This is a genomic window from Clostridium sp. CM041 (assembly GCF_055081035.1).
In genome coordinates this window covers 2733878-2757416 of record NZ_CM143648.1, presented here as the reverse complement: position 1 = coordinate 2757416, position 23539 = coordinate 2733878, and the positions used below count along the sequence as shown (strand labels likewise).

Here is a 23539-nt window from a genome sequence, read left to right as displayed (position 1 = left end):
ATATATTAGGATACCTTAATGGCACTTCAGAATGAATTCCTCCTTGGATCCAATTGTGCTTATTATTATTTCAACAATAGTTAATAACCATTAATTAATTTTTATCCTTCTGAAGTCATTAACGGTATCCTTTTAGTGATTTATCAATATAATCTTTACTTTAAAATGAAAGGGAGTAGTTCGTAAGGCTTTGCCTTATACATCAAATCGACATACTGGCTTACGCCCGGTTTGGTGCAAGATTTACTTGGAACAAGACTTTTGTTTTAGCAAATTCGCAAGATTTGTTAAAACAAAAGTCTTTATTTTTTTCATATATATTTGTGAGGGACAGTTTAATGTTCAATTAGTTGTTAACTGTCCCTAAGGTTTTGACCTAAGCTAAAGTTTAATTAGTTGTTAACTGTCCCTAAGGTTTTGACCTAAACTAAAGTTTAATTAGTTGTTAACTGTCCCTAAGGTTTTGTTTTGACTACATGAAAATCCTATAAATTTTGGTGGTACAAAAGCATATGATTATAGCAATGGCTGTGGGCATTAATACAGATAATATTGTCCATTTTATACTTCCGGTTTCTTTTTTTATAGTCCATACTGTTGTGGCGCACGGAAAGTGCAATAGTGAAAATAACATTGTGTTTATGAGTGTTAAGTATGTCCACCCATTGTTTAGCAAAATCTCCCTAAGCTGATCTATACTTTCAAATTGAAGCATGGATCCTTTAGATAAGTATGCCATTAAAAGAATAGGTAGCACGATTTCATTTGCTGGAAATCCTAAAATAAAAGCTATCAAAATAAAGCCATCTAAACCTATGGCATTCGCAAAGGGATTTAGAAATTTTGCTGCATGGGCTAGTATACTTATATCTCCAATCATGACATTGCCAAGAATATAGGTTATAGCACCAGCGGGCACAGCTACCATTATAGCTCTTCCTAACACAAACATGGTCCTATCAATTATAGATGTATATAATACCCTTCCGAGTTGAGGCTTTCTATAGGGTGGCATCTCTAATGTAAAGCTTGAGGGCATACCTTTTAGTATTGTTTTTGATAATGTATAGGATGTTAGTAATGTAATCCCTATACCTATAAGCACTAAAAGCACTACCATCAGTGCAGCTATAACAGACCTACTAGCAGGCGTTATACTCACTCCTACAAACACCATTGATAGAGCTATAAGAGTTGGAAATCTACCATTACAGGGTACAAAATTATTGGTTACAATGGCTATAAGCCTCTCTCTTGGTGACTCAATTATTCTGCAGGCTATTACCCCGGCAGCATTGCAACCAAACCCCATACACATAGTTAGTGCTTGTTTTCCATGACAGCAAGCTTTTTTAAAAGAATGGTCTAAATTAAAGCATATTCTAGTCAGATATCCAGCATCTTCAAGTAGTGTAAATATAGGAAAGAATATTGCCATAGGTGGAAGCATTACGGCTACTACCCAGGCGAAAGTTCGGTATACTCCTAGTACTAAAAGGTTATTTAGCCAAAGGGGAACTTGTATATAGATAAAGAATAAACTGATCTTTGCTTCTATCCAAAACAAGAATTTTGACAAAAACTGTGAAGGATAATTTGCTCCCTGAATTGTAAGCCAAAATATCACTGCTAGCAGTAGTATCATTATTGGGATACCCGTTTTTTTAGAGGTAACTATGTCATCAATTTTTTGCTGAGACAATAACCTTTCAGTGTCTTTTATAACAGTTTTTCTTGTTATATCCTCCGCCGTTTTATAAATAGTTTCTACAATGGTGTCTCTTATGTTTTCATTGTTTTGTGTCCTAAAAAGTTTTGATTTTTTTAGAATCGCCTTAATATTTGCGTCTTCCTTTAGATTCAACAATTACACCTCCCTATTAATTACTTCTTAGGTCATAACCTAAAAATTTGCTTATAGAATTTAAAAGCGATTCATCTCCATCTAGAAGTCTTAATGCAAGCCATTTAGCATTAATTTTATCCTTAAAAATCGAGATAAGCATTGGGGTGAGCTGTTGCTGCTGCTGCGTAATACTTTTAGGATATTGAATTTGTACGGGACAGGTATGAATTTTATTAGTGCATAAATCATATATGGTATCTTTTAAAATATTCATGCCTATATTACTTCTTGCAGTAGTTGGCACCACCGGTATACCTAATTCCTTTGATAAAGCTTCTATATTTACACTTATGTTTTTACTTTTAGCCTCATCCATCATATTTACACAAGCTATTACTTTATCAGTAATCTCAATCACCTGCAAAAGCAAGTTTAAATTTCTCTCAATACACGTGGCATCTAAAACAACCACTGTTACGTCTGGCTTTCCAAAGCAAATGAAGTCTCTAGCTACTATTTCTTCGACAGAACTTGCAAGAAGAGAATAAGTGCCTGGCAAATCCACAATAGTAAAGTCTGTGCCTTTATGAGTAAATTTCCCTTGGGAGTTTACAACGGTTTTGCCCGGCCAATTTCCTGTATGCTGATGAAGTCCAGTCAGTGCATTGAATACCGTACTCTTTCCTGTGTTTGGGTTTCCTGCAAGTGCAATGACATAATCTTCTTCTTTTAATTTCTCTACATTAAAAAGATCCTTTAATCCCTGCTTATTACTAGAACTGTAAGTTAGTCCCATTTTTTTCTCCTTTCTCTATTAATATTTATATTTATAACTATTTAGCCCTGAGATGACATTTAACAGTCATTGTATTCTAATAGCTACAATTCTATGTCTCTTACTATAATATTTTGAGCTTCCTCTTCTCTCAGTGCAATACAAGTATCTCTTATAAGATATGCCGTTGGATCTCCAAAAGGACTCTGCCTAAGTACGTGGATAGTGGTGTTTGGCACTATCCCTAAATCCAGCATTCGTTGTCTTGATAAACCTTCCGAGAGCAATTCTACCACTTGTACTTTTTTCCCTACTGCAATTTCTGTTAGTTTTACTATTAAGGTTTCCATTTTTTCACCTACCTCGATATTGTCTTATGACCCACAAGAATAAAAAACAAGTCAAAGATAACGAAAAATAAACTAGGTAAGAATACTCGTATAGTGATTTGTTATTTATTTTAATGTGCCTTTGCTTTATATTATGTGTTTAAAGCTAAAATCGTCACTTAAAATAAAAAAAGAAAAGTTCCCAACACCGGGGACGGTTAACAACTATTTAAACTATTGACTTTAGAATATGAATATCATCCTGACCCATAGGCAATAATTTTAAGAAAAGCTTATGGGAAAGGATGATTTTTTATGTCAAGAACTTTTAGATTAAAAAGTGAACAATCTATATATCATATTATGTGCAAAAGTATCACTGAGGTAGATTTATTCAAGGATGCTGATGATAAGAAAAAGTATTTATCTCTTATAAAAAAATATAAGATCCTATATGATTTTAAACTTTATGGGTACTGCCTAATGAATAACCATTTACATTTAATAATTGATGCTAACGGATCAGACATATCAAAAGTAATGCATGGAATAAATTTTTCTTATGCAATGTATTTTAATAAAAAACATAAAAGGGAAGGTCATCTTTTTAGAGATAGGTTTAAGAGTATAATAGTTGCTAATGAAAGGTATTTAAAGACCTTATCGCTATATACACACAATAATCCTACAGCCATAGTGGAATATAAGGATTGTCCTGAAAAATATGCATTTTCTAGTCTAGCAATATTCTTAGGGAAAAGACGTGATTCTTTTAAATTAATAGATTATGGATTTATTATGAGTCTTTTTGGAAATAGCCTTAAAAGTGCAAGAAAAAATTACTATAACCTTATTTTTAGAGACAACGAAGAAAAGCTGAAAGAAGAAATTGATTTTGAATTCGAAGATGAAAAAACAGAGTATAAAAGTGATAGGAAAATACTTATAAGAGACTTTAACCCAGAGGATATAGCAGAATTTATAGCATCAAAATTAAATATATCAAAAGTTCATCTTTATATGAAGTACAGCAGAAAACTTGTAAAAGCAAAAGCGTTAACAGTTGTTCTAATGAGAAGCCTCTGCAACTTTAAATCCTGTGATATATCTAACACACTTGGGAACATTACGCAGGCTAGAGTATCAAAATTAAGCACTATCGGTATAGAATTAATCGGAACAGACGAAAAATACGAAAATATTATAGGTGATTTTATTAAATCCTATGCTTAGCCATTTGTAATAAACGAAAATTTTTTAGAGAATAAAATATGGTTATTTTATTCATATACTTGGACAAGCATACATAAATATGATCTTCTATAATGTATAAGATAAAATTATTAAAGCAAGTTCTCTTAAATATGCTGAGCAATGAAAAAATACATGTTTTTTTAAACATGCATCTTTTCATTACTCGTTAACCGTCCCTATCTATTTCACCATTTGTTTAATTGTTTGTTAACCGTCCCCACTTTTGTTTTCTTGATGTTAATCACAAAGCCACATTAAATTTTACAGTTACAACGCAACCGGCGCCTTCTTTACTTTCCACTTCTATATTTGCTTTATGAAGGGTTAATATATTGCGTACAATAGTGAGACCTATCCCTGAGCCTTCCATTTCATGTCTACTTTTATCTCCCCTATAGAGCCTTTCGAATATATAAGGTAAGTCTTCTTCCTTAATACCAATGCCGGTATCTTCTATTTTTAATATTACTTTTTCATCAGCTTCTTTTAAAGCAATATCAATTTTCCCCTGCTTGGGAGTAAATTTAACTGCATTTGAAAGTAAGTTAATAACCACCTGTTTTATTTTATCTCTGTCTCCTAAAATGTTGCATTGTTTACTTGTGTTTAATTCTAAGGTCATGTTAATATTCTTATTTTCTGTTATTAATTCAAATTCCATTACAACTGAAGAAAGGATATCTTTCAAAGAAATTTTCTCCGTGTTTAATGCTACTTCTTCTCCTTCAACCTCTTTTAATGCATTTAAGTTGTCTATAAGCTTTCCAAATCTAATAACTTCTTCATTAAGATAAGTCAATCTTTCATTATCTACGGGGAAAATACCATCAATCATAGCTTCAAAATTATTTTGTAAAATATTAAGAGGCGTTCTGACTTCATGAGATATATCTGATATTAACCTCTTTCTAAGGACATCCTGATGCTGAAGCTTTTCTCCAAGTGTATTTATGCTATTTCTTAAATCTTCAAGTTCTAAAATGCTACTCTTATCATTTGCCCTTGCATTATAGTTTCCATTTGAAAGATTGACTGAAATCTTTGAAACTTGCCTAAGCGGAGTAGAGAATTGCTTCGAAATAAAAAGACTAATTAATATTGTTATTAAAATTGAAAGTACGACACTTAAAATAATACTCTTATTTATTGAGAGTTTAAAATCCACATCTTCTTTGGATAATAGAACTGGTGCGTATTGCCCTATTTCTATGTATCCTACAATCTTGTCCTTAGATTTTATTTCAAAGGTACTTGTAGTATAAACCCCTTCATTTTTGACGTGCATAGTGATATTAGTATTGTTAACTATGTCATTAGCGTTCATTCCCCAAACGGCTTTTTTATTTTCATCCTTAAGAGTAAGGCAGTATCTACTCATATAGGCTTCATGCATAATTTCTATTCCTGAAGTTTCTGACCACTTACCATTTTTTTTATATACTTCTTCTAAATATTTTACTATTCTAATATCCCTCTTATTTTGTATTTCGACTAAGTACCTGTTGAAGGTTCTTGATATTGTTATATTCACCAAAAGTGTAGACAAAAAAAGCGCTAATATAGAGGTGCATACCAAAATAATACTTAACCTTTTTCTTATGCTTTGCGTAAATTTTATACTTCGCATAAAGTTTATAATTCTCATAAATTAATCACCACCAAATTTATAACCAATTCTAGTTACGGTTATTACATATTTAGGATTTCTACTGTCTTCTTCTATTTTTTTACGTATATTTTTAATGTGTACATCTATCGTTCTATCAAAACCTTGAAAATCTATTCCCATTATTCTCTCAATAAGCTGCTCTCTTGTGAATACTTTTCCCCTGTTAGATGAAAGAATATGCACTATGTCAAATTCATTTGGTGTAAGAGCTATTTCTGTCCCGCGTACCTTAATTATCCTTTTGTCATAATTAATTTCTAAATCTCCATTATTATAAACTTTTGTTTCAAACTTATTTACATTAATCCTTCTAAATAAAGCATTTACTCTTGCTGTTAGTTCTCGCGGGCTGAAAGGCTTAACAAGATACTCATCTGCTCCAAGGTTTAATCCTTGTATTCTATCTTCTAATGTACCCTTTGCCGTAAGCATAAATATATGCACTTCAGAGATCTTTCTTAGCACACCGCACACCTCTTCGCCAGATATGTCCGGTAGCATTAGATCCAAAATAACTAATCTGAATTCAATTTTTTCGAAAAGTTTTATGCCTTCCAGTCCCTTTGTGGTGCAATGTACTCTATAGCCTTCTTTTTCAAGATATGCTTTTAATATTTCTGAAACCTTTTCTTCATCTTCAATAATCAATATATTATCCATGTTTAATTACCCCTTCTTTAATCCTAATAGTTGATAGTTACACATTTTTATATTATAAAAGCTAAAAGGTTGTTAACCGTCCCCACTTATTTCTTCAATTAAAAGACAAATAATTGTTAACCGTCCCTCTTGTTTAAATTAAATTCCGATCATTATTATATTCCCCTTAGGTTTAGCATAATCGATATATACAGGAATTATAATATGAAAGTGAAATTCTGCAAGAAAAATCAATTGTCTAATGCTGTTATTACTATGATAACCGAAACTCATCCTAATATAAAGATATCCAAATCAAATATCTTTTAAAATACCATAAATGCAATATTCATCATTCAAAGGTTAATAAAGAGCTATTAGTAATCATGGATACTAAGATTTGTAATATGATAAAGTAAATTATAATCATAGAAAAAATTTATCAAAAACTTATGTAGTTGTTGTGAAGATTATCAATTTGGAATTATTTTGTGAAAATAAACTCCTCGTAAAACTTTAAAAACGGTTAACAATTATAACTAATAATTGTTAACCGTCCCCACTATGTTGTATGGTAAACATAAAATTCTCTTTCGTTTGCACGTCACAAAGGAGCAATTTTATGCTTTACTATTTTTAATTATGTACTTTCTATTTCACTCGTCTAGCTGATATAAAATCTGATCTTGTCATAGCTGAAACTTTAACCACATCTCCTGTACTAGGAGCATGTATATATGTATTATTCCCTACATATATACCTACATGATGGGGATTACCAACGCTTCCAAACAGCACCAAATCTCCAGATTGAAGGCTATTTCTAGACACTTGTACGCCATCCTTTATCTGATCAAAGGTTGTCCTTCCTATAGATACTCCAAAATGTGCATATACATATTGCGTAAATCCTGAGCAATCAAATCCCGCTGGCGATGAACCGCCCCATAAATATGGTGTGCCAAGAAAGTTAGAAGCATAGGCTATTATAGCATTACTTGATGGAGTAACTGCGCCTCTTGAAGGTGTAAATTTAGGTGATGCTTCATTTGCTTTTGTTATGTTTTTAGTTGCTAATATTTGTGGATTGCTTGTCCCTACTGGAAGAAGTTTTTCCTTGATATTTCGCTCAGCCAGTAATTTGTTTTGTGATTCTTTAGTTGCAATCATCTTATTTAACTTCTGCTTATTTTCTACTTGTAAACTCAATAATACCTTTTTTGTCTTGTTTAAATTTTGCTGTTTTTCATTTAATTCTTTTCTGGTATCTTCAAACTCATCCATTACTTTTTTATCATATTCTATAACGGTTTTTATATTTTCTACTCTTGATACAAAATCACCGAAACTCTCTGAATCAAGTATTATACTCGCATACCCATTAAACCCGTTTATGTACATGGTCCTCATCCTACTATTAAATACCTTCTGTTCTTTTTCAGCCTCTTTTTCAAACTGATTAATCTCCACTGCGGCACTTTCAATTGCCCTTTCAGTTTTAGATATTTTCTCTTTATTCTCTTCTGTTTTAGCCATGTTTTGTTGAATTTCATTATCAAATTCTTCTATTTTCATTTCGATTTTTTCTCTTTGTCCTTCAATTTTAGATAATGAGTCATTCTCCTGCACCTCTGCATTTGGTCCAACAGCTAATACAGTTACGTTTGAATTAAAAATTAATATCATCATAACTGCAAGATTTCTTAATGCATTCTTCATTAGTACATCCCCTTCATTGGTTTAGAATTTATAGCTTCCTAAGAAATATACCACAGATTTATGTATTTGTTATGAAAATTGTCCATTTTTATGCAATTGGGAAACATTACATAAAATAAACTTCTCATGAAACCTTACAAGTTATTTAACAATTATATCAATAGTTGTTAACCGTCCCCCACTTTGTCTGCAAAATTATTACCTAATTTATTAAAAAAATCCATTTTTATTAACACAAAAGTTGAGTTATAACATATTGCAGTGTATAATATTGTCGATTGGTAAGTTTTACAAGGAAGGAGAGTAAGAAATGAAAAAGAAAAATATTATTTCAATAATGCTTGTTAGTGCCCTATTTTTAAATTCAATATTTTTTTATTTTTTTAATAACAGTAAAATAAATGCTAATAAACTCAAAATTGAATCTTTAAGAATCGAATTTGATTCTCTAAAAGGTGAAAATCAGACTTTAACAAAGACAAATTATCAATTGATTGAAGCAGCTTCTAGCGTTTCAGAAAAAGTTAATAGGTTTAAATCATCTCCTTCGGAGCTGAAGTATTAACGACTTCAGAAGGAACTTTATACTTCTACTGAAGTTCTCTGTTTGTTCGGGGGTGTACTCCCACTTATAGAAGTTTGAGACTTCCTTCTGAAATGTCGTTAAACCTATTACAAATTAATATAGATAATATAGGTACATGAATATAAAAAAGGGAAGGTATTACCATGATAATTTCAATTATAGAAAAAAAGCACTCATTAAAATTCCTAATAGTAAAAATTGCTATTTTTACTTTATGTATTACTTCATTTTTAGGAGTAGCAGTTAGCCAAGTAACCGTTGTTTCAAGTAAACATCAACATAGTTTATTGTCGCATCAGATAGCTCAGATTCATGAGGACAATAAGAAGTTAAAATCACAAAATAAGATTCTCGAAAGTACTATCAAAAAGGATGAAGTCTTATATAAAGACAAATTAGATAATACCAAAATAGCTTATTTAACCTTCGATGATGGGGTATCTAGCAACACTTTACAAATTTTAAAAGTCCTAAAAAAATATAATATTAAGGCTACTTTTTTTGTAAATGGTCACCCTGAATCAAGATTTTTGTATAAACAAATTTCTGAGGATGGGCACACTTTAGCTAATCACACTTACAGTCATGATTATAATAGTATTTATGCATCGCCAGATAATTTTAAAAAAGACGTAAAAAAATTAGATTCGTTCCTTACAGAAATTACAGGTAAAAACCCTAGTCATATTTTAAGATATCCTGGTGGTTCTAATAATACTATTAGTCACAGTTACGGTGGCATGGAAATAATGAACTCTGTAATTAGTGAAATGAATAAGGATGGTTATAAATACTTTGATTGGAATGTTGATTCCAGTGATGCTTCCGCTTTTTGTCAGCACAAACATAAGATTATAGAATCAGTTTTAACTCAATCTAGTCGGACTAAACACGCCATTATATTAATGCATGATTTAAACCCAAAAACTACAACAGTTGAAGCCTTACCTGAAATTATTGAGGGTCTCAAAAATCAAGGTTTCATCTTTGATGTACTTTCTGAAGATACTTATTCACCACAATTTAAAGTAGTAAAATAGAAAATCTTACCTATTATTTATTTTATCGAAAACACCTAAATAACTTTATTTGCTACCTTGACATCTTTAGCGTAAGTGCTATAATTAATATAAATATAATAATTTAATACTACGAAGAGAAAAGTAAGCCATGGCACATTTACAGAGAAAGGATACCTTAGCTGGAAGTATTCTTAAATGAAATTAGCTGAAGACTACCTCTGAGTGACTTCAATAAAGTCCGGTAATTCCGTTATAATTATTAAGTGGTTTATTTTATAAACAATTTGGGTGGAACCGCGGGAAATTATAATCTCGTCCCAATTCTATAATTAGAATTGGGACGGGGTTTTTTTTATTTTATAAAAAATATAGGTTTAAAGAATTGTGCATAATATTTATGCTAGTGTTATTTCTCAAATATGACTTAACCCTATAAGATAAAAGAAAGGAGCAATACATATGATAAACATTAAATTAAAAGATGGTTCAATTAAAACTTATGAATCTGAAATGACTGTAATTGAAATTGCGAAAGATATTAGTGAGGGCCTTGCACGAGTTGCTTGTGCCGGAATGGTTAATGATGAAATCGTAGATTTACGTTATAAAATCACTAAGGACTGCGATGTTAGTATATTAACTTTTGATAGCGAAGAAGGTAAAAAAGCCTTTAGGCATAGTGCTACTCATATTTTAGCTCAAGCAGTAAAGAGATTGTTCCCTAGTACAAAACTTGCCATCGGACCTGCTATAGATGGGGGGTTCTACTATGATTTTGATAAACAAGATTCTTTCTCAGCAGATGAAATTAAACAAATCGAATTAGAAATGAAAAAGATTGTTAAAGAAGATCTTCCAATAGAAAGATTCGAGCTTGCAAGAGATGAAGCTATTGCTTTTATGGAAGAAAGAGATGAAAATTTCAAAGTTCAATTAATTGAAGACCTACCAGTTGACGCAAAATTATCATTCTACAAACATGGCGAATTTACAGATCTTTGTGCGGGACCACATTTAATGTCTACAAAGTATGTAAAGGCATTTAAACTTACTCAAGTTGCAGGAGCTTACTGGAGAGGTAACGAGAAAAACAAAATGCTTAGCCGTATATACGGAACTGCCTTCACTAAAAAATCCGATTTAGATGCCCATATAGAGAAGATGGAAGATGCTAAAAAAAGAGACCATAACAAGCTTGGCCGTGAACTAAAATTCTTTACAACATCAGATGTTATAGGTCAAGGTTTGCCTCTACTTATGCCTAATGGCGCAAGGGTAATCCAATTATTACAACGTTTTGTTGAAGATGAGGAAGAAAAAAGAGGTTATGTTTTAACTAAGACTCCTCTTATGGCTAAGAGCGATTTATATAAAATGTCTGGTCACTGGGATCATTATAAAGATGGAATGTTTGTCCTTGGTGATGAATCTAAAAATGAGGAAGTCATGGCACTTCGCCCAATGACATGCCCATTCCAATTTACAATTTATAATGCAGATCAAAAGAGTTATCGTGACCTTCCAATTAGATATGGGGAGACTTCAACTTTATTTAGAAATGAATCTTCCGGTGAAATGCATGGTCTTATGAGAGTACGTCAGTTCACTATTTCAGAGGGTCATTTAGTTGTTACCCCTGAACAATTAGAAGAAGAATTTAAAGATGTTATAAATTTAATTAACTATGTAATGAAAACACTTGGAATCGAAAATGATATTACTTACAGATTCTCTAAATGGGATCCAAAAAATAAAGATAAGTATATTAACAATCCTGAGGCTTGGGCAGAAACCGAATCGAAGATGAAAGATATACTAGATCACTTAGGAATAAATTATAAAACAGCTATTGGTGAAGCTGCTTTCTACGGTCCTAAGCTTGACCTTCAATTCAAAAATGTTCATGGTAAAGAAGATACTATAATTACAGTGCAAATTGACTTCGCACTGCCAGATAGATTTGACATGACTTATATTGATAAAGATGGAGTTAAAAAGCGTCCATATGTTATCCATAGAACTTCTATTGGTTGCTATGAGCGAACACTTGCAATGCTTATCGAAAAATATGCTGGTGCCTTCCCAACTTGGCTTGCACCACTACAGGTTAAGGTATTACCTATTTCTGAAAAATATCATGATTATGCAGAAAAGGTAGTTGCAAAGCTTAAGGAATCAAGAATCAGATCCTCTGCAGACTTTAGAGCAGAAAAAATCGGCTACAAGATTCGTGAAGCTCGTAATGAAAGAGCCCCTTTCCTATTAATAGTTGGTGAAAAAGAGGCAGAACTAAATGAAGTCTCTGTTAGAAGCCGCAAAAATGGTGATGAAGGTGCAACTTCTTTAGACTCATTTATTTCAAGAATTAAAGAAGAAATAGAAACTAAACTATTATAATTAAAAAAAAGCAAGTACAGGATAAAATCTTGTACTTGCTTTTTTCATTAACTTTTATTTATTAATTTTAAATGAACTTTTTAAAGATGCTATTCTGTTAAACACTATTTTATCATCGGTTGTGTATCTAGAATCTACATTAAAATATCCATGTCTGAAGAATTGAAATTTATCTTGTGGTTTTGAATTCTTCATATTTGGTTCTATAAACCCTTGTAATATTTCTATAGAATCCGGATTTATTTGATCTATGAAAGTTTTTCCTTCTTCTTGCTTCTCATCTAAAATTAAAGGCTCATATAACCTAAATTCTGCAGGCACTGCATTTACTACATCTACAAAGTGAATTGTTCCTTTAACTTTTCTCCCTGTAAATCCACTACCACTCTTAGTTTCTGGGTCATAAGTACAATGAATTTCACATATATTTCCGTCAGCATCTTTAATCATTTCATTACATTTTATAAAGTATGCTCCCTTAAGCCTTACTTCGTTACCTATGAACAATCTAAAGTATTTCTTAGGTGGATTTTCCATGAAATCTTCTCGTTCTATATATATTTCTCTTGAGAATGAGACCTGACGAGTTCCCATTTCTGGATTCTCTTGATTATTTTCAATTTCAAGCATTTCCACTTGAGCTTCTGGGTAATTTGTAATAACTACTTTTAATGGTCTTAAAACTGCCATAGTTCTAAGCGCCTTTGGGCTTAAATCTTCTCTTATAAAGTGCTCTAGCATTTGTCCATCTACAGTGCTGTTACCTTTTGCAACGCCAATTTCTCTGCAAAAATTGCGTATAGCTTCTGGTGTGTAGCCACGACGCCTTAGTCCTGCTATAGTTGGCATACGTGGGTCATCCCAAGCATCTACAATTCCTTCGTCTACTAATTGCTTAAGATTTCTTTTACTCATTACTGTATTTGTTATATTTAATCTTGCGAACTCTATTTGTCTTGGCTTACTTTCCATTTCGCATTGATTTACTACCCAATCATATAATGGACGATGATCTTCAAACTCTAAAGTACAAATTGAATGTGTAATACCCTCAATTGCATCTTCTATTGGATGCGCATAATCATACATAGGATAAATACACCATTTATCTCCTGTATTATGATGCACCGCATGAGATATACGATAAATTATTGGATCTCTCATGTTTATATTAGGAGAACTCATATTAATTTTAGCTCTTAGAACCTTGGATCCATCAACGAATTCACCTTTTCTCATACGGTCAAATAGATCTAGGTTCTCTTCCACAGTTCTATTTTTGTATGGACTTTCTTTACCTGGCTCTCTTAAAGTACCTCTGTACTCTTTCATTTCCTCAGCTGTAAGATCGCACACATAAGCCATATTCTTTTTTATTAATAATACAGCCCGTTTATACATTTCATCAAAATAGTTTGATGCAAAAAATAAATCATCCCACTTGAATCCAAGCCACTTTACATCTTCTTCTATAGATTTAACGTACTCTTTGTCTTCTTTTGCTGGGTTAGTATCATCAAAACGTAAATTTGTCTTACCTTTAAATTCATCTGCTAATTCAAAATTTAAAATAATTGACTTTGCATGCCCAATATGCAAATATCCGTTTGGCTCTGGTGGAAAACGAGTAATTATTTTTTTGTGTTTTCCGCTTTCTATATCTTCCTTAACAATATTTCTTATAAAATTTGATGAAGTCGTTTTATTTTCCATATTTGACACCTTCCTTTTAATCTAGCATACTTTATGCTAATCATATCTTGTATGCTTCGCATACCTTGTATACCTCACATACCTTGTAAGTTTTACCTATATGCTAATAAATATATCACAAAAACAGTTTTTTTTCTACGTAGCGGGTATTAAATGTTATGCTTTTTAAGTATCCCGTTTTGTTTATAGTGATTTAATGCCTATCTCCCATACACCTTATCAATTATTCTCTGGCATTTTAATGCATCTGAGAAATCGCCATCGATGCCATCGCTGCAATTATTAAAAATTTTATTAGCAAAATTTATAAGTGAAGCTGTATGACAATTTTGGAAAAATCCTAGGGAGTTCCTTTTGTCAGCATAATATTTTAATAGACTATCTCCTGATGCTACGTTTTTAATTTCTGTTGAGCTACTTTCATATCTATATATTTCAATTTCATAAGGATTATTAAAATTAATTTTTATACTACCTTTGCTACCATAAACTACGAAATCATCTGTTTGTTCTCTTTCAGTAAATACCCTTGAAACCTCTAGACTTCCGAAAGTTCCATCTTTTAATGTAAAATCACAATTTGCAATTTCATCAACTTCTGCTCTTTCCTTAAAATAAATCCTAGTCTTCGCTTCTACTTCTTCTATATCTCCCATAGTAAATTGTATCATGTCAATTAAATGAACACCTAAATCCAGTAGTGCCCCTCCGCCAGAATTTTTCCCAGTTCTCCAAGTGCCCTTTTTCTTTTCATTTAAATAACTATCATGATAAGTTCTAACTTTAAAATCTATAATCTTCCCTATGGTCTCTTTTTCAAGTTCTCTTTTTAATAGTGAGAGAGCGGGCATAAATCTATAAACTAAGGCTACAGAATTTATTATATTATTTTTCTTAACAAGTCTCTCCATTTCCATAGCATCAAAAATATTCGTTGCTAGAGGCTTTTCACAGTAAATAGCTTTTCCATACGCAGCTGCTTTTTTTACAATATCAAAATGTGAATCATTCGGGGTACATATATCTATAAAATGAACTTGTTCATCCTTAAGGACCTCTTCAATGTCCGTAACATTTCTCACACAACTTATGGGTATGTTTGTAGGCTTTCTAGTTACAATATGTGTTAAATTTAACTCATAAGGGAGTGAAAACCTTACGTTAGCGTCGTAAACTGCTAATAAGTGAGTTTTTGCTATACCACCATATCCTATTATCGCAAAGTTTATTTTTTTCATAGATTTATACCCCGCTTTCATTTTATGTAAGCTCTACATTTGTCTTTTCTACAATTTACTCTGCAAACATAGTATCTCCACCTTACTATATATAATGTATACGTAATGTAGCTAATATTATTTTTGATAGAACTTGTCTATCCCAAGATAGAACTGATCAGTTATCACATAATCAGCGTTTTTTTTAATTTCCACAAAGGCATTCCCCATTACCACTCCAAGTCCTACATACCCAATCCTTTGTTTATCATTCCCTAAAGCCCCTATGCATATAATTTCATGTGGCTTTATTTCTATTTCTCTGCAAGCTTTTCTATGCCTGACCTTTTACTAGAGCTTTTCTTCATAACTTCTACAATAAAAGGTGTTACTTTTAAAACAGTGAATTTTGTAATTATATATTAAATTCTTGTTAGTTTAATTATACAATAGGAACAAACAATAGACTATAGACATCAAATAGTATATAAGGTTATCTGCTGATAACATTAAGAAATTAAAATTAATTAACCCCACCTTAATTAATCTAAGATGGGGTTAATTATTATTTTAAGCTATTATATATATTGGATAGATTTTCTTTCATACTCTCTATATATGTTTTATTTCCTTCATTACTTTCTATTGTGTATATTTTTTGCACCTTAGCACCTGAATCTTTTGCAATGGCTTCAGATACTCTTGCACTTGCAAGTTCTTCCATAAAAATAACTTTTATTTTATTTTTCTTGGAAAAATCTATTATCTCCTTTAATTTTTGAGGGGTAGGCTCACTTCCTGCAAATACACCTTCTACACTATTTTGCTTTAAGCCAAAATCTCTGCACAAATACCCAAAAGCAGCATGACTTGTAACAAAATTCTTATTTGTTACCGCATCAAATTTTACTTTATATTCGTTATAAAGCTTATCAAGTTCATCTGAGAATTCTTGGAAGTTTTTCTCATAAAAATCTTTATTTTTTGGATCAGCCTTAACTAATGCTTCTTTTATGTTTTTAGTTTGGATTTTTGCTTCTCTTAGACTCAGCCATATATGTGGATCATATTGCCCATACTCCTTAATTTTTTCGCCCTCGTTTTTTATTGGATTTACCCCAATAGATGAATCAACTACAACTAAATTTTTATTATCTATAGCCGTTAAAGTTTTATCTACCCAGGATTCCATTCCAAATCCCGTATAGACGAACAAACTAGCTTTACTTATGTTTTCCATATCCTTTATTTTCGGTTCAAATTCATGTGGTTCAGAACCTTCCGGTACAATTGTTCTCACTTCCACTTTATCTTTCCCAATAGCCTGCACAAATTCCTTTAATGGGTTAAAAGACACTACCACTTGTAGCTTTGACTGATCACTTTGCTTACTGCTTGTAGCATTTGAACACCCAACTAATGTACCTATCATACATGTTAAAAGTATGGCATTAATAATTTTCCTCAATATTTTTTCACTCCTTAAATCCTCACCTGTGGTGCTGTTATATTATTGTTGCTTGTTGCAAGTCATTTGCATTTACCCTTATACTATATCCAAGTATTTGCAATCTGTCAATATTTTATTCGACTTTAACAAAAAGTATATAAAAAAAGTATGTATTATTATAATACATACTTTTTTGCTTATTTAAATCATCTCCTGCAAAGCTGAACAGCTGCAACGAAGATGAATTAACGACTTCAAAAGGAGATTTATACGCCCACTTATAAAAGTGGGCGACTTCCTTCTAAAATATCGTTAAAAATAAAGAACATAAAAATTTAATTTTCTTAAATTTCCATTATTATTGGTATAATTATAGGTCTTCTCTTAGTTTTTATATATAAAAACTGACCTAAAGCGTTTCTGATACTAGCTTTTATTACTACCCACTCTTTAATCTTATTATTTAAGCACTGTTCTAATTCTTTTCTCACGATGTCTCTGGCCTCATTAATAAGTTCATTGGATTCTTTCATATATACAAACCCTCTAGTTATTATATCTGGTCCTGCTACTATACTATAAGTTTCTCTTTCTATAGTAACTACCACTGTAAGTATACCTTCTTCTGCTAAATGCTTTCTATCTCGAAGAACAATATTCCCAACGTCCCCTACTCCAAGTCCATCTACCATTATGGCTCCCGTTTGAACTCTTCCTGCTATTCTACATTCGCTTGGGGATACTTCTAATATTTGTCCTGTTTCTGCAATAAAAATCTTTTCAGAATCCATTCCTAATTTCTCTGCAAGCAACGCATGTTGTTTAAGATGTCTATATTCACCATGAACTGGCATAAAATATTTAGGACGAACTAGCGTATGGATTAATTTTAATTCCTCTTGACACGCATGCCCAGAAACATGAATTTCCTCTGTGGTATTATATATTACATTAGCTCCCTTTTTGAATAGTTCATTTATAACATTGTATATGAACTTTTCATTCCCTGGAATAGGAGATGCAGATAAAATAATCAAATCACCTTTTTGTATTTGGATACTTCTATGAGTTGATGATGCCATTCTTGTTAATGCAGCTAGCGGTTCACCTTGGCTACCGGTAGTTACTATTGTTACCTTATCATCAGGGTAATTATGAAGATCTGATACAGTAATTATAGCTTCCGGCGGTATATGTAAATATCCGAGGTTCATAGCTACTTCAGAAATTCTTTCCATACTTCTTCCACTAAATGCTATTTTTCTTCCATTCGAAACTGCAGCATTAGCAATTTGTTGTATTCTATGAATATTTGATGCAAATGAAGCTACTATTACTCTGCCTTCTGCCTTATAAAATATTTTATTTAGAGTTTCTCCAATTACTTTCTCAGATATAGTAAATCCAGGGCGTTCTACATTAGTACTATCAGCCATTAGTAGTAGTACTCCTTGCCCACCTAATTTTGCAAATCGCTCTAAATCGATAACTTCTCCATCAATTGGAGTATAGTCTATCTTAAAGTCACCTGTGTGTATAATCCTACCAATAGGCGTGTGTATACAAATGGAGCAGGCATCTGCTATGCTATGACTAACTCTTATAAATTCTACACTGATTTTATCTAGCTTTATAATATCTCCCGGTTTTACTACATTTAGGGTGCAATCTGCCAATATCCCATGTTCTTGCAACTTATTTTCTACAAGTCCGAGCGTTAGACGTGTTCCATACACTGGAACATTCATTTGTTTTAAAACATATGGTAATGCGCCTATATGATCTTCATGACCATGTGTTAGAAAAATCCCTTTTATTCTATCTTTATTCTCTAAAAGATATGTTATATCAGGAATAACTAAATCCACTCCATACATATCCACATCTGGAAATGAAATTCCACAATCTATTATGATAGTTTCTTCTTTGTATTCTATCGCAGTAATATTTTTCCCAATTTCTCCAAGTCCACCTATTGGAATAACCCTAATTTTATTTTTACCTTTACTTTTATAATTATTATTCAATACTTCCCTGATTCCTAAATATTTGGCAATCTATCCATCCAATATTTTCGTTTTGTCGACTAAACATAATGACAGTATCACAGGACTCAACTACTTAGGTCAGTACCACTATACTAATATTAACTTACTATTCCAAGTATTCTCTTCCTATTACCTAGCCATAAATCAGGTTTTTCACCTACCTTTTCTTTTATATTTTTAATAAAATTATATTTCAAAGCGCCGCTTATTATATAAACACCACTCTCTTTATTTAAGTATATATTTTATAACACTTTTCTTATCATACTAAACGTTAAATCATCTCCTGCGAAGCTAAACATCTTTGAAGAAGATGAATCGTCGACTTCAGAAGGAGATTTATACTCCTTCTGAAGTTTTCTATTTGTTAGGGTACGTAACTTCCACTTATAGAAGTGGGAGCCTCCCTTTTGAAATGTCGTTAAAATAATAAAATGTTTGTAATTTCCTAATAAATACATTAACCAATGTTACCTTTATTCTAGTTAAATATAATTATACCATATAACAATTGATTATATCCAATTATTATATAAAAAAGGTTGAGAAGTAATTTCTCAACCTTAAATCATCACCTACGGCGCTATTAAATTATCATCTTTAATGCTGTTAGATCAATTTCGTTATTTTCTATTCTTTTCCTTAATCTTTTAACCTTTTCTTCGATTATCTTCGCCACTATTATAAATTCTTCATCAGCTTTCCCAGTAGGATCTTCTAGACCCCAATCTTCTTCATACTTGTGTGCCATAATTGGACATGATACATTACATCCCATTTTTATTACAATATCAACTTCTGGTATATCATCTATTAATTTTGATGCATGAGTTTCATTCATGTCCACATTGTATAAATTCTTTATTATTCTTACCGCATCTTGGTTAATTTGGGGCTTAGTTTCAGTACCTGCTGAATAAGCTTCAAACGCAGATGACCCAAATATCTTTCCGAGCGCTTCTGCCATTTGTGATCTACAAGAATTATGAACACATATAAATGCTACTTTTAGTTTCATAACATCATTCTCCTTCTAAAATTTCTATATATAAATATAAGAAAATAACTAGCAATCACTAGTCATTTTCTTAAAAAATTTTATTCTAAGTTAGCTATTTATCTAACATTATTTGCTTTTTAAATATACCGCCTTGCTTAGTGTAGTGCAAAATATATTCTTTGTCATAAACATTATGTATTTCTAAATTAATAATTCCTTTTGTTACTAGGACTAATTTTATTCTTTTAAATTCATCACGTTCTTCTTTTTCAAGCATAGTGTTTATAATTTTTTTAGAATACATAGCCCATGTTTTTAACAGGTCATCTGTTGGCGTGTTTACGTCTATATTCATTTACATTCCTCCTCGTATAATACTAATAATAATATTATTATATATATTATGTTTTTTATCCTACACTCTATTATATATAATTGTTCATATATAATCAACTTTCATTGGTATGTTATATTATACTGTTTTTTTTATCAAGTTAATAATTACCCTACCCTCTTACAATTATTAACCATATTTTAAAAAATAAACAATTACTTAAATTTTATTCTAAGTTTATAAATAAGACGTCTTTTAATACAGCAGTAATATAGATATGAAATCTAGTCGTCTGGCAATAACTTTTCCCCTGCTACTTTAATACCTATAGCTCCAAGTGGTGCGGTTACAAATATGGACAATACAGCAATTGCCAATATAAGTTCTCCGGATCTAACTCCAGCAGCTAATGGTACTGCGCCCATAGCTGCCTGCACAGTCGCTTTAGGAATATATGAGATCACACAAAACAGTCTCTCTTTTACATTTAAATAAGTACCCATTAATGATACTAATACCCCTATACTTCTCGCTGCTAACCCACCTGCAATAATAATCAGTCCTAATACACCTGATGATGAGGCAACATATATATTAACCTCCGCTCCAACTAATACAAAAAGTAAAATTTCTGCAATTACCCAGACCTTATTAAGTTTTAAAGATATTCTATTAGCTACTTTAGCGTATTTTTCTAAAAGGATAAAACCAATAGTCACTACGCCTAAAAGACTTGCAATGGGTACTATATTTTTAAAAGCATCTTCAATTCCTGTAAGTATAATTGCTGCAGCAATTATTATTAAAGTTTTCTTAGTATCTCTCATGTGATATTTCTTAAATGTCTCTACTAATAAACCTCCTACTATGACACCAATTGCTATCCCAATAAAAATAGATATGGGAATATCCAATATTTTCATTGGTATATTTACATTTTTACCGCCATATAAACCTAAGAAAGTTGAAAATATAGTTATTGCAAAAACATCATCAATAGAAGCCCCTGCGAGTATTATGGTTGGTATGCCTTTTTTTTCTCCTTTCCCCATGGATATAAAATTAAGCATAGGTGGTACAACTACTGCTGGTGAAACTGCAGCTATTATAAATCCAAGCATTCCAGCCTCAACTTTTGTTATTCCAAGTACATAGCTTGCTATAAACATAATACTAATCCCTTCAAAAATACCAGGTATGCAACTCATTTTTAAGGCAGGAACCCCGACTTTGTTTAAAGTATCCTTTTTAATCCCAAGGCCCGCTCTTAGCAGTATAACAATAAGTGCAATTTTTCTTAAATCTGGTGAAATTCTAAGTATATCCGAACTTATTATATTTGTACCATAAGGTCCTAGTAACACCCCCAAAATTAGCATTCCAAGCAGTCCTGGAAGTTTTAATTTTTCAAATAATTTATTGGCCATTAGTCCTAGAATAATTATAATTGCTAAACTTATTGCCATATTACAATCCCTCTCTTTTCTTTGATATTTTTTACAAAACAAAAGACTCCTACTTAGCATAAACCACTAAGTAGGAGTCATTAATCGCAAAATTGCAATAGTTAAGGTGAACTCCATCACCTATCTTATAAATATATTATACTCCACAAATAAATTAAATCAATAGTTTGACACATGAAAACGAATACCAATTCCACCGAAGTTCCTGCTATCTAGAATTTATACTAATAACTCATTTAACTTGTCGCCTTTAATTTCATCAGGACTCCACGCGATGATCGCAAATTTACCGTTTGCATGTGCATCAACCTTGTTAATCCATTCAATTTCATTGCTTGCCTTTGCGGCTAACAATTTATTGGTTGTACCTGTCGCATGTAGTGATGAGTTTATAATCCACCATTTTGTCGAAATTTTCGCACGTTTTAAATCTTCTTCAAGACGAATTGCTTCATATACAGGTGTAGCTTCAGCAAGAGTTACAATGATGACTTCAGTTTCATCAGCATTTCGGAGCCTTGGCAACAGTTTTTTCACAGATTGTGGAATATCGCCTTGTGAGCGTTTGATTTCTTGGTTATAGCTTTGAGTTGACTCAAGTAGCAGTAAAGTATGCCCTGTTGGAGCGGTATCGATGACAACGATCTGATCGACCGCCTTTTCTACTATTTCTGCAAAGGCTCTAAATACTGCAATCTCCTGTGTACATGGAGATCGGAGGTCCTCCTCAACATAAGCAATATCATCATCTGCCATAGTTTCTCTTGCCTTAGACAGCACTTCATCCTTATATTTTTTAAGTTCAGCCTGCTCATCAATGTGGCTCATCGTAATATTACTACTCTCATTAATAACATATTTTAGATGAGCCGCAGGGTCAGTTGTGGTAAGGTGCACTTTTTTACCCTTTGCCGATAATCCCAAAGCAATAGCCGCTGCAATTGTAGTTTTACCAACGCCACCCTTACCCATAGTGAAGATTACCTTTTTATTGCTTTTATACAGTTCTTCAACAACGTCTTTCAGCTGAGGAATGGTTTCAGTGTTTATCTTTTCATTGCTAACACTATAATTATCTTTGGTAAGAAGTGCCCTGACATTTTCCATACCTGTTATATTGTAAGCTCTGAGGGGTACCATGTAGGCAGTAATTCCCTTAAGTCCCTGTGGCATTTCCTTAAGTGACTTTTGCTGTTTTTGATACAGCCTTTCGGACACACTGTCATCATAAGAGCTCATCACACCATTAATTATCATTGTTTGATTGTTTACACCAATCTGCGAAAGTTCTTTTGATGCTCTTTCCGCTTCTTTAAGCGGTGTCATTTCAGGCCTAGAGATAATCATAAGTGTTGTTAATTCTCCATCAGATAATGTTTCTACTGCTTTTTTATAGATTTCTCTTTTACTCTCTAGACCAGAAAGCTGGCCTAAACAGGATGCACCATGTGTGTTTTCACTAATAAAATTACTCCACGCCGATGGTAATTGAAGCATCCTAAGTGTATGACCAGTAGGCGCAGTATCAAATATAATATGGTCATATTCCTCCTGCAATCTTTCATCGGTTATGAATTTTGAAAATTCATTGAACGCTGCGATTTCAACAGTGCAGGAGCCAGAAAGTTGTTCTTCCATGTTTTTAAGCACTGCATCTGGCAACTTACCACGGTAAGGTGCGATTACGCTCTCTCTGTGCTGGGCTGCCGCTTGAATTGGGTCAAGATTAGCAACAACGAGATTTGGAGCTTCCTTAATTTGGATGCCTTTATTGGTAAGCTCAGTGTTAAAAACATCCTGCAAATTTGACGCAGGATCAGTGCTTATAAGAAGCACCTTTTTCCCATTGTCTGCAAGGGTGACTGCTGTAGCGCAAGCGGTTGAAGTTTTACCTACACCACCTTTTCCTGTGTAAAATAAATATTTTGTAAGTTTAATATTTTGCGGATTAAAAATTTCCATGTTTATTTACCTCCAGCTTCATTATTAAGTCACTTTTGTAATTTGGCTTGTATTTGATACTCTTCGATTACATTATTAAATCATCTCCTGCGGAGCTGAATATTAACGACTTC

Annotated in this window: 18 protein-coding genes, 1 pseudogene, 1 riboswitch and 1 other annotated feature; of the genes and pseudogenes, 4 read left to right on the top strand and 15 right to left on the bottom strand. The window is 32.2% G+C overall.

Annotation, left to right across the window (positions count from 1 at the left end; all coding sequences use genetic code 11):
- Positions 1 to 472 precede the first annotated feature (472 nt).
- The 3 genes from ACWJJT_RS13065 to ACWJJT_RS13055 form a co-directional block, all read right to left on the bottom strand.
- Entirely contained in the window at positions 473 to 1867 is a 1395-nt protein-coding gene (locus ACWJJT_RS13065; protein WP_462954994.1) for a nucleoside recognition domain-containing protein, read from the bottom strand.
- Positions 1868 to 1880: 13 nt separating this feature from the next.
- Positions 1881 to 2642, bottom strand: coding sequence for a FeoB small GTPase domain-containing protein (locus ACWJJT_RS13060; protein WP_462954993.1), 762 nt, complete (start codon positions 2640 to 2642; stop codon positions 1881 to 1883).
- An 83-nt stretch (positions 2643 to 2725) separates the two neighbouring features.
- A complete protein-coding gene (locus tag ACWJJT_RS13055; protein WP_165413825.1) occupies positions 2726 to 2971 on the bottom strand; it encodes a FeoA family protein in 246 nt (81 codons plus the stop codon).
- Between the two features lie 294 nt (positions 2972 to 3265).
- On the opposite strand from ACWJJT_RS13055, the gene ACWJJT_RS13050 reads away from it, so the two are divergent.
- The gene (locus ACWJJT_RS13050; RefSeq protein WP_462954992.1) at positions 3266 to 4183 is read left to right on the top strand and encodes a transposase; all 918 of its coding nucleotides are present in this window, start codon (positions 3266 to 3268) and stop codon (positions 4181 to 4183) included.
- Positions 4184 to 4445: 262 nt separating this feature from the next.
- Here ACWJJT_RS13050 and ACWJJT_RS13045 read toward each other — a convergent pair whose 3' ends face one another.
- The 3 genes from ACWJJT_RS13045 to ACWJJT_RS13035 all read right to left on the bottom strand — a co-directional run bounded on the left by ACWJJT_RS13045 (position 4446) and on the right by ACWJJT_RS13035 (position 8231).
- Positions 4446 to 5849, bottom strand: a complete 1404-nt coding sequence (locus tag ACWJJT_RS13045) for a sensor histidine kinase (protein WP_462954991.1) — start codon at positions 5847 to 5849, stop codon at positions 4446 to 4448.
- 3 nt (positions 5850 to 5852) lie between these two features.
- Complete coding sequence (locus ACWJJT_RS13040; RefSeq protein WP_165413827.1) at positions 5853 to 6533, bottom strand: response regulator transcription factor; 681 nt, start codon at positions 6531 to 6533, stop codon at positions 5853 to 5855.
- Between the two features lie 630 nt (positions 6534 to 7163).
- A complete protein-coding gene (locus ACWJJT_RS13035; RefSeq protein WP_462954990.1) occupies positions 7164 to 8231 on the bottom strand; it encodes a C40 family peptidase in 1068 nt (355 codons plus the stop codon).
- A 310-nt stretch (positions 8232 to 8541) separates the two neighbouring features.
- On the opposite strand from ACWJJT_RS13035, the gene ACWJJT_RS13030 reads away from it, so the two are divergent.
- From ACWJJT_RS13030 to thrS, 3 genes are all read left to right on the top strand, one after another.
- On the top strand, positions 8542 to 8796 hold the full coding sequence (locus ACWJJT_RS13030; protein ID WP_462954989.1) for a hypothetical protein: 255 nt from the start codon (positions 8542 to 8544) through the stop codon (positions 8794 to 8796).
- Positions 8797 to 8960: 164 nt separating this feature from the next.
- The gene (locus ACWJJT_RS13025; protein WP_462954988.1) at positions 8961 to 9857 is read left to right on the top strand and encodes a polysaccharide deacetylase family protein; all 897 of its coding nucleotides are present in this window, start codon (positions 8961 to 8963) and stop codon (positions 9855 to 9857) included.
- Between the two features lie 102 nt (positions 9858 to 9959).
- Positions 9960 to 10162: a binding site (T-box leader), on the top strand.
- A gap of 136 nt (positions 10163 to 10298) precedes the next feature.
- The gene (thrS, locus tag ACWJJT_RS13020; RefSeq protein ID WP_462954987.1) at positions 10299 to 12236 is read left to right on the top strand and encodes a threonine--tRNA ligase; all 1938 of its coding nucleotides are present in this window, start codon (positions 10299 to 10301) and stop codon (positions 12234 to 12236) included.
- Between the two features lie 54 nt (positions 12237 to 12290).
- Here the strand turns inward: thrS and ACWJJT_RS13015 are convergent, their stop codons facing one another.
- From ACWJJT_RS13015 to arsA, 9 genes and pseudogenes are all read right to left on the bottom strand, one after another.
- Entirely contained in the window at positions 12291 to 13949 is a 1659-nt protein-coding gene (locus tag ACWJJT_RS13015; protein WP_216302407.1) for a glutamine--tRNA ligase/YqeY domain fusion protein, read from the bottom strand.
- Positions 13950 to 14149: 200 nt separating this feature from the next.
- The gene (locus ACWJJT_RS13010; protein ID WP_220286313.1) at positions 14150 to 15187 is read right to left on the bottom strand and encodes a Gfo/Idh/MocA family protein; all 1038 of its coding nucleotides are present in this window, start codon (positions 15185 to 15187) and stop codon (positions 14150 to 14152) included.
- Positions 15188 to 15304: 117 nt separating this feature from the next.
- Positions 15305 to 15487 (bottom strand): annotated as a pseudogene (locus ACWJJT_RS13005) (HAD hydrolase family protein); the annotation flags it as partial.
- A 244-nt stretch (positions 15488 to 15731) separates the two neighbouring features.
- On the bottom strand, positions 15732 to 16637 hold the full coding sequence (locus ACWJJT_RS13000) for a metal ABC transporter substrate-binding protein (RefSeq protein ID WP_462956773.1): 906 nt from the start codon (positions 16635 to 16637) through the stop codon (positions 15732 to 15734).
- A gap of 323 nt (positions 16638 to 16960) precedes the next feature.
- Positions 16961 to 18643: a ribonuclease J gene (locus ACWJJT_RS12995; RefSeq protein ID WP_462954986.1), complete on the bottom strand. Its 1683-nt coding sequence runs from the start codon at positions 18641 to 18643 to the stop codon at positions 16961 to 16963.
- Positions 18644 to 19250: 607 nt separating this feature from the next.
- A complete protein-coding gene (locus tag ACWJJT_RS12990) occupies positions 19251 to 19682 on the bottom strand; it encodes an arsenate reductase/protein-tyrosine-phosphatase family protein (RefSeq protein ID WP_462954985.1) in 432 nt (143 codons plus the stop codon).
- Between the two features lie 94 nt (positions 19683 to 19776).
- Positions 19777 to 20019 carry a hypothetical protein gene (locus tag ACWJJT_RS12985; protein WP_462954984.1) on the bottom strand — a complete coding sequence of 81 codons (243 nt, stop codon included), beginning with the start codon at positions 20017 to 20019 and terminating at the stop codon, positions 19777 to 19779.
- 263 nt (positions 20020 to 20282) lie between these two features.
- The gene (locus tag ACWJJT_RS12980; protein ID WP_462954983.1) at positions 20283 to 21464 is read right to left on the bottom strand and encodes a cation:proton antiporter; all 1182 of its coding nucleotides are present in this window, start codon (positions 21462 to 21464) and stop codon (positions 20283 to 20285) included.
- A 64-nt stretch (positions 21465 to 21528) separates the two neighbouring features.
- A riboswitch (Fluoride riboswitch) is annotated at positions 21529 to 21594 on the bottom strand.
- A gap of 89 nt (positions 21595 to 21683) precedes the next feature.
- Complete coding sequence (gene arsA, locus ACWJJT_RS12975) at positions 21684 to 23426, bottom strand: arsenical pump-driving ATPase (protein ID WP_462954982.1); 1743 nt, start codon at positions 23424 to 23426, stop codon at positions 21684 to 21686.
- Positions 23427 to 23539 lie beyond the last annotated feature (113 nt).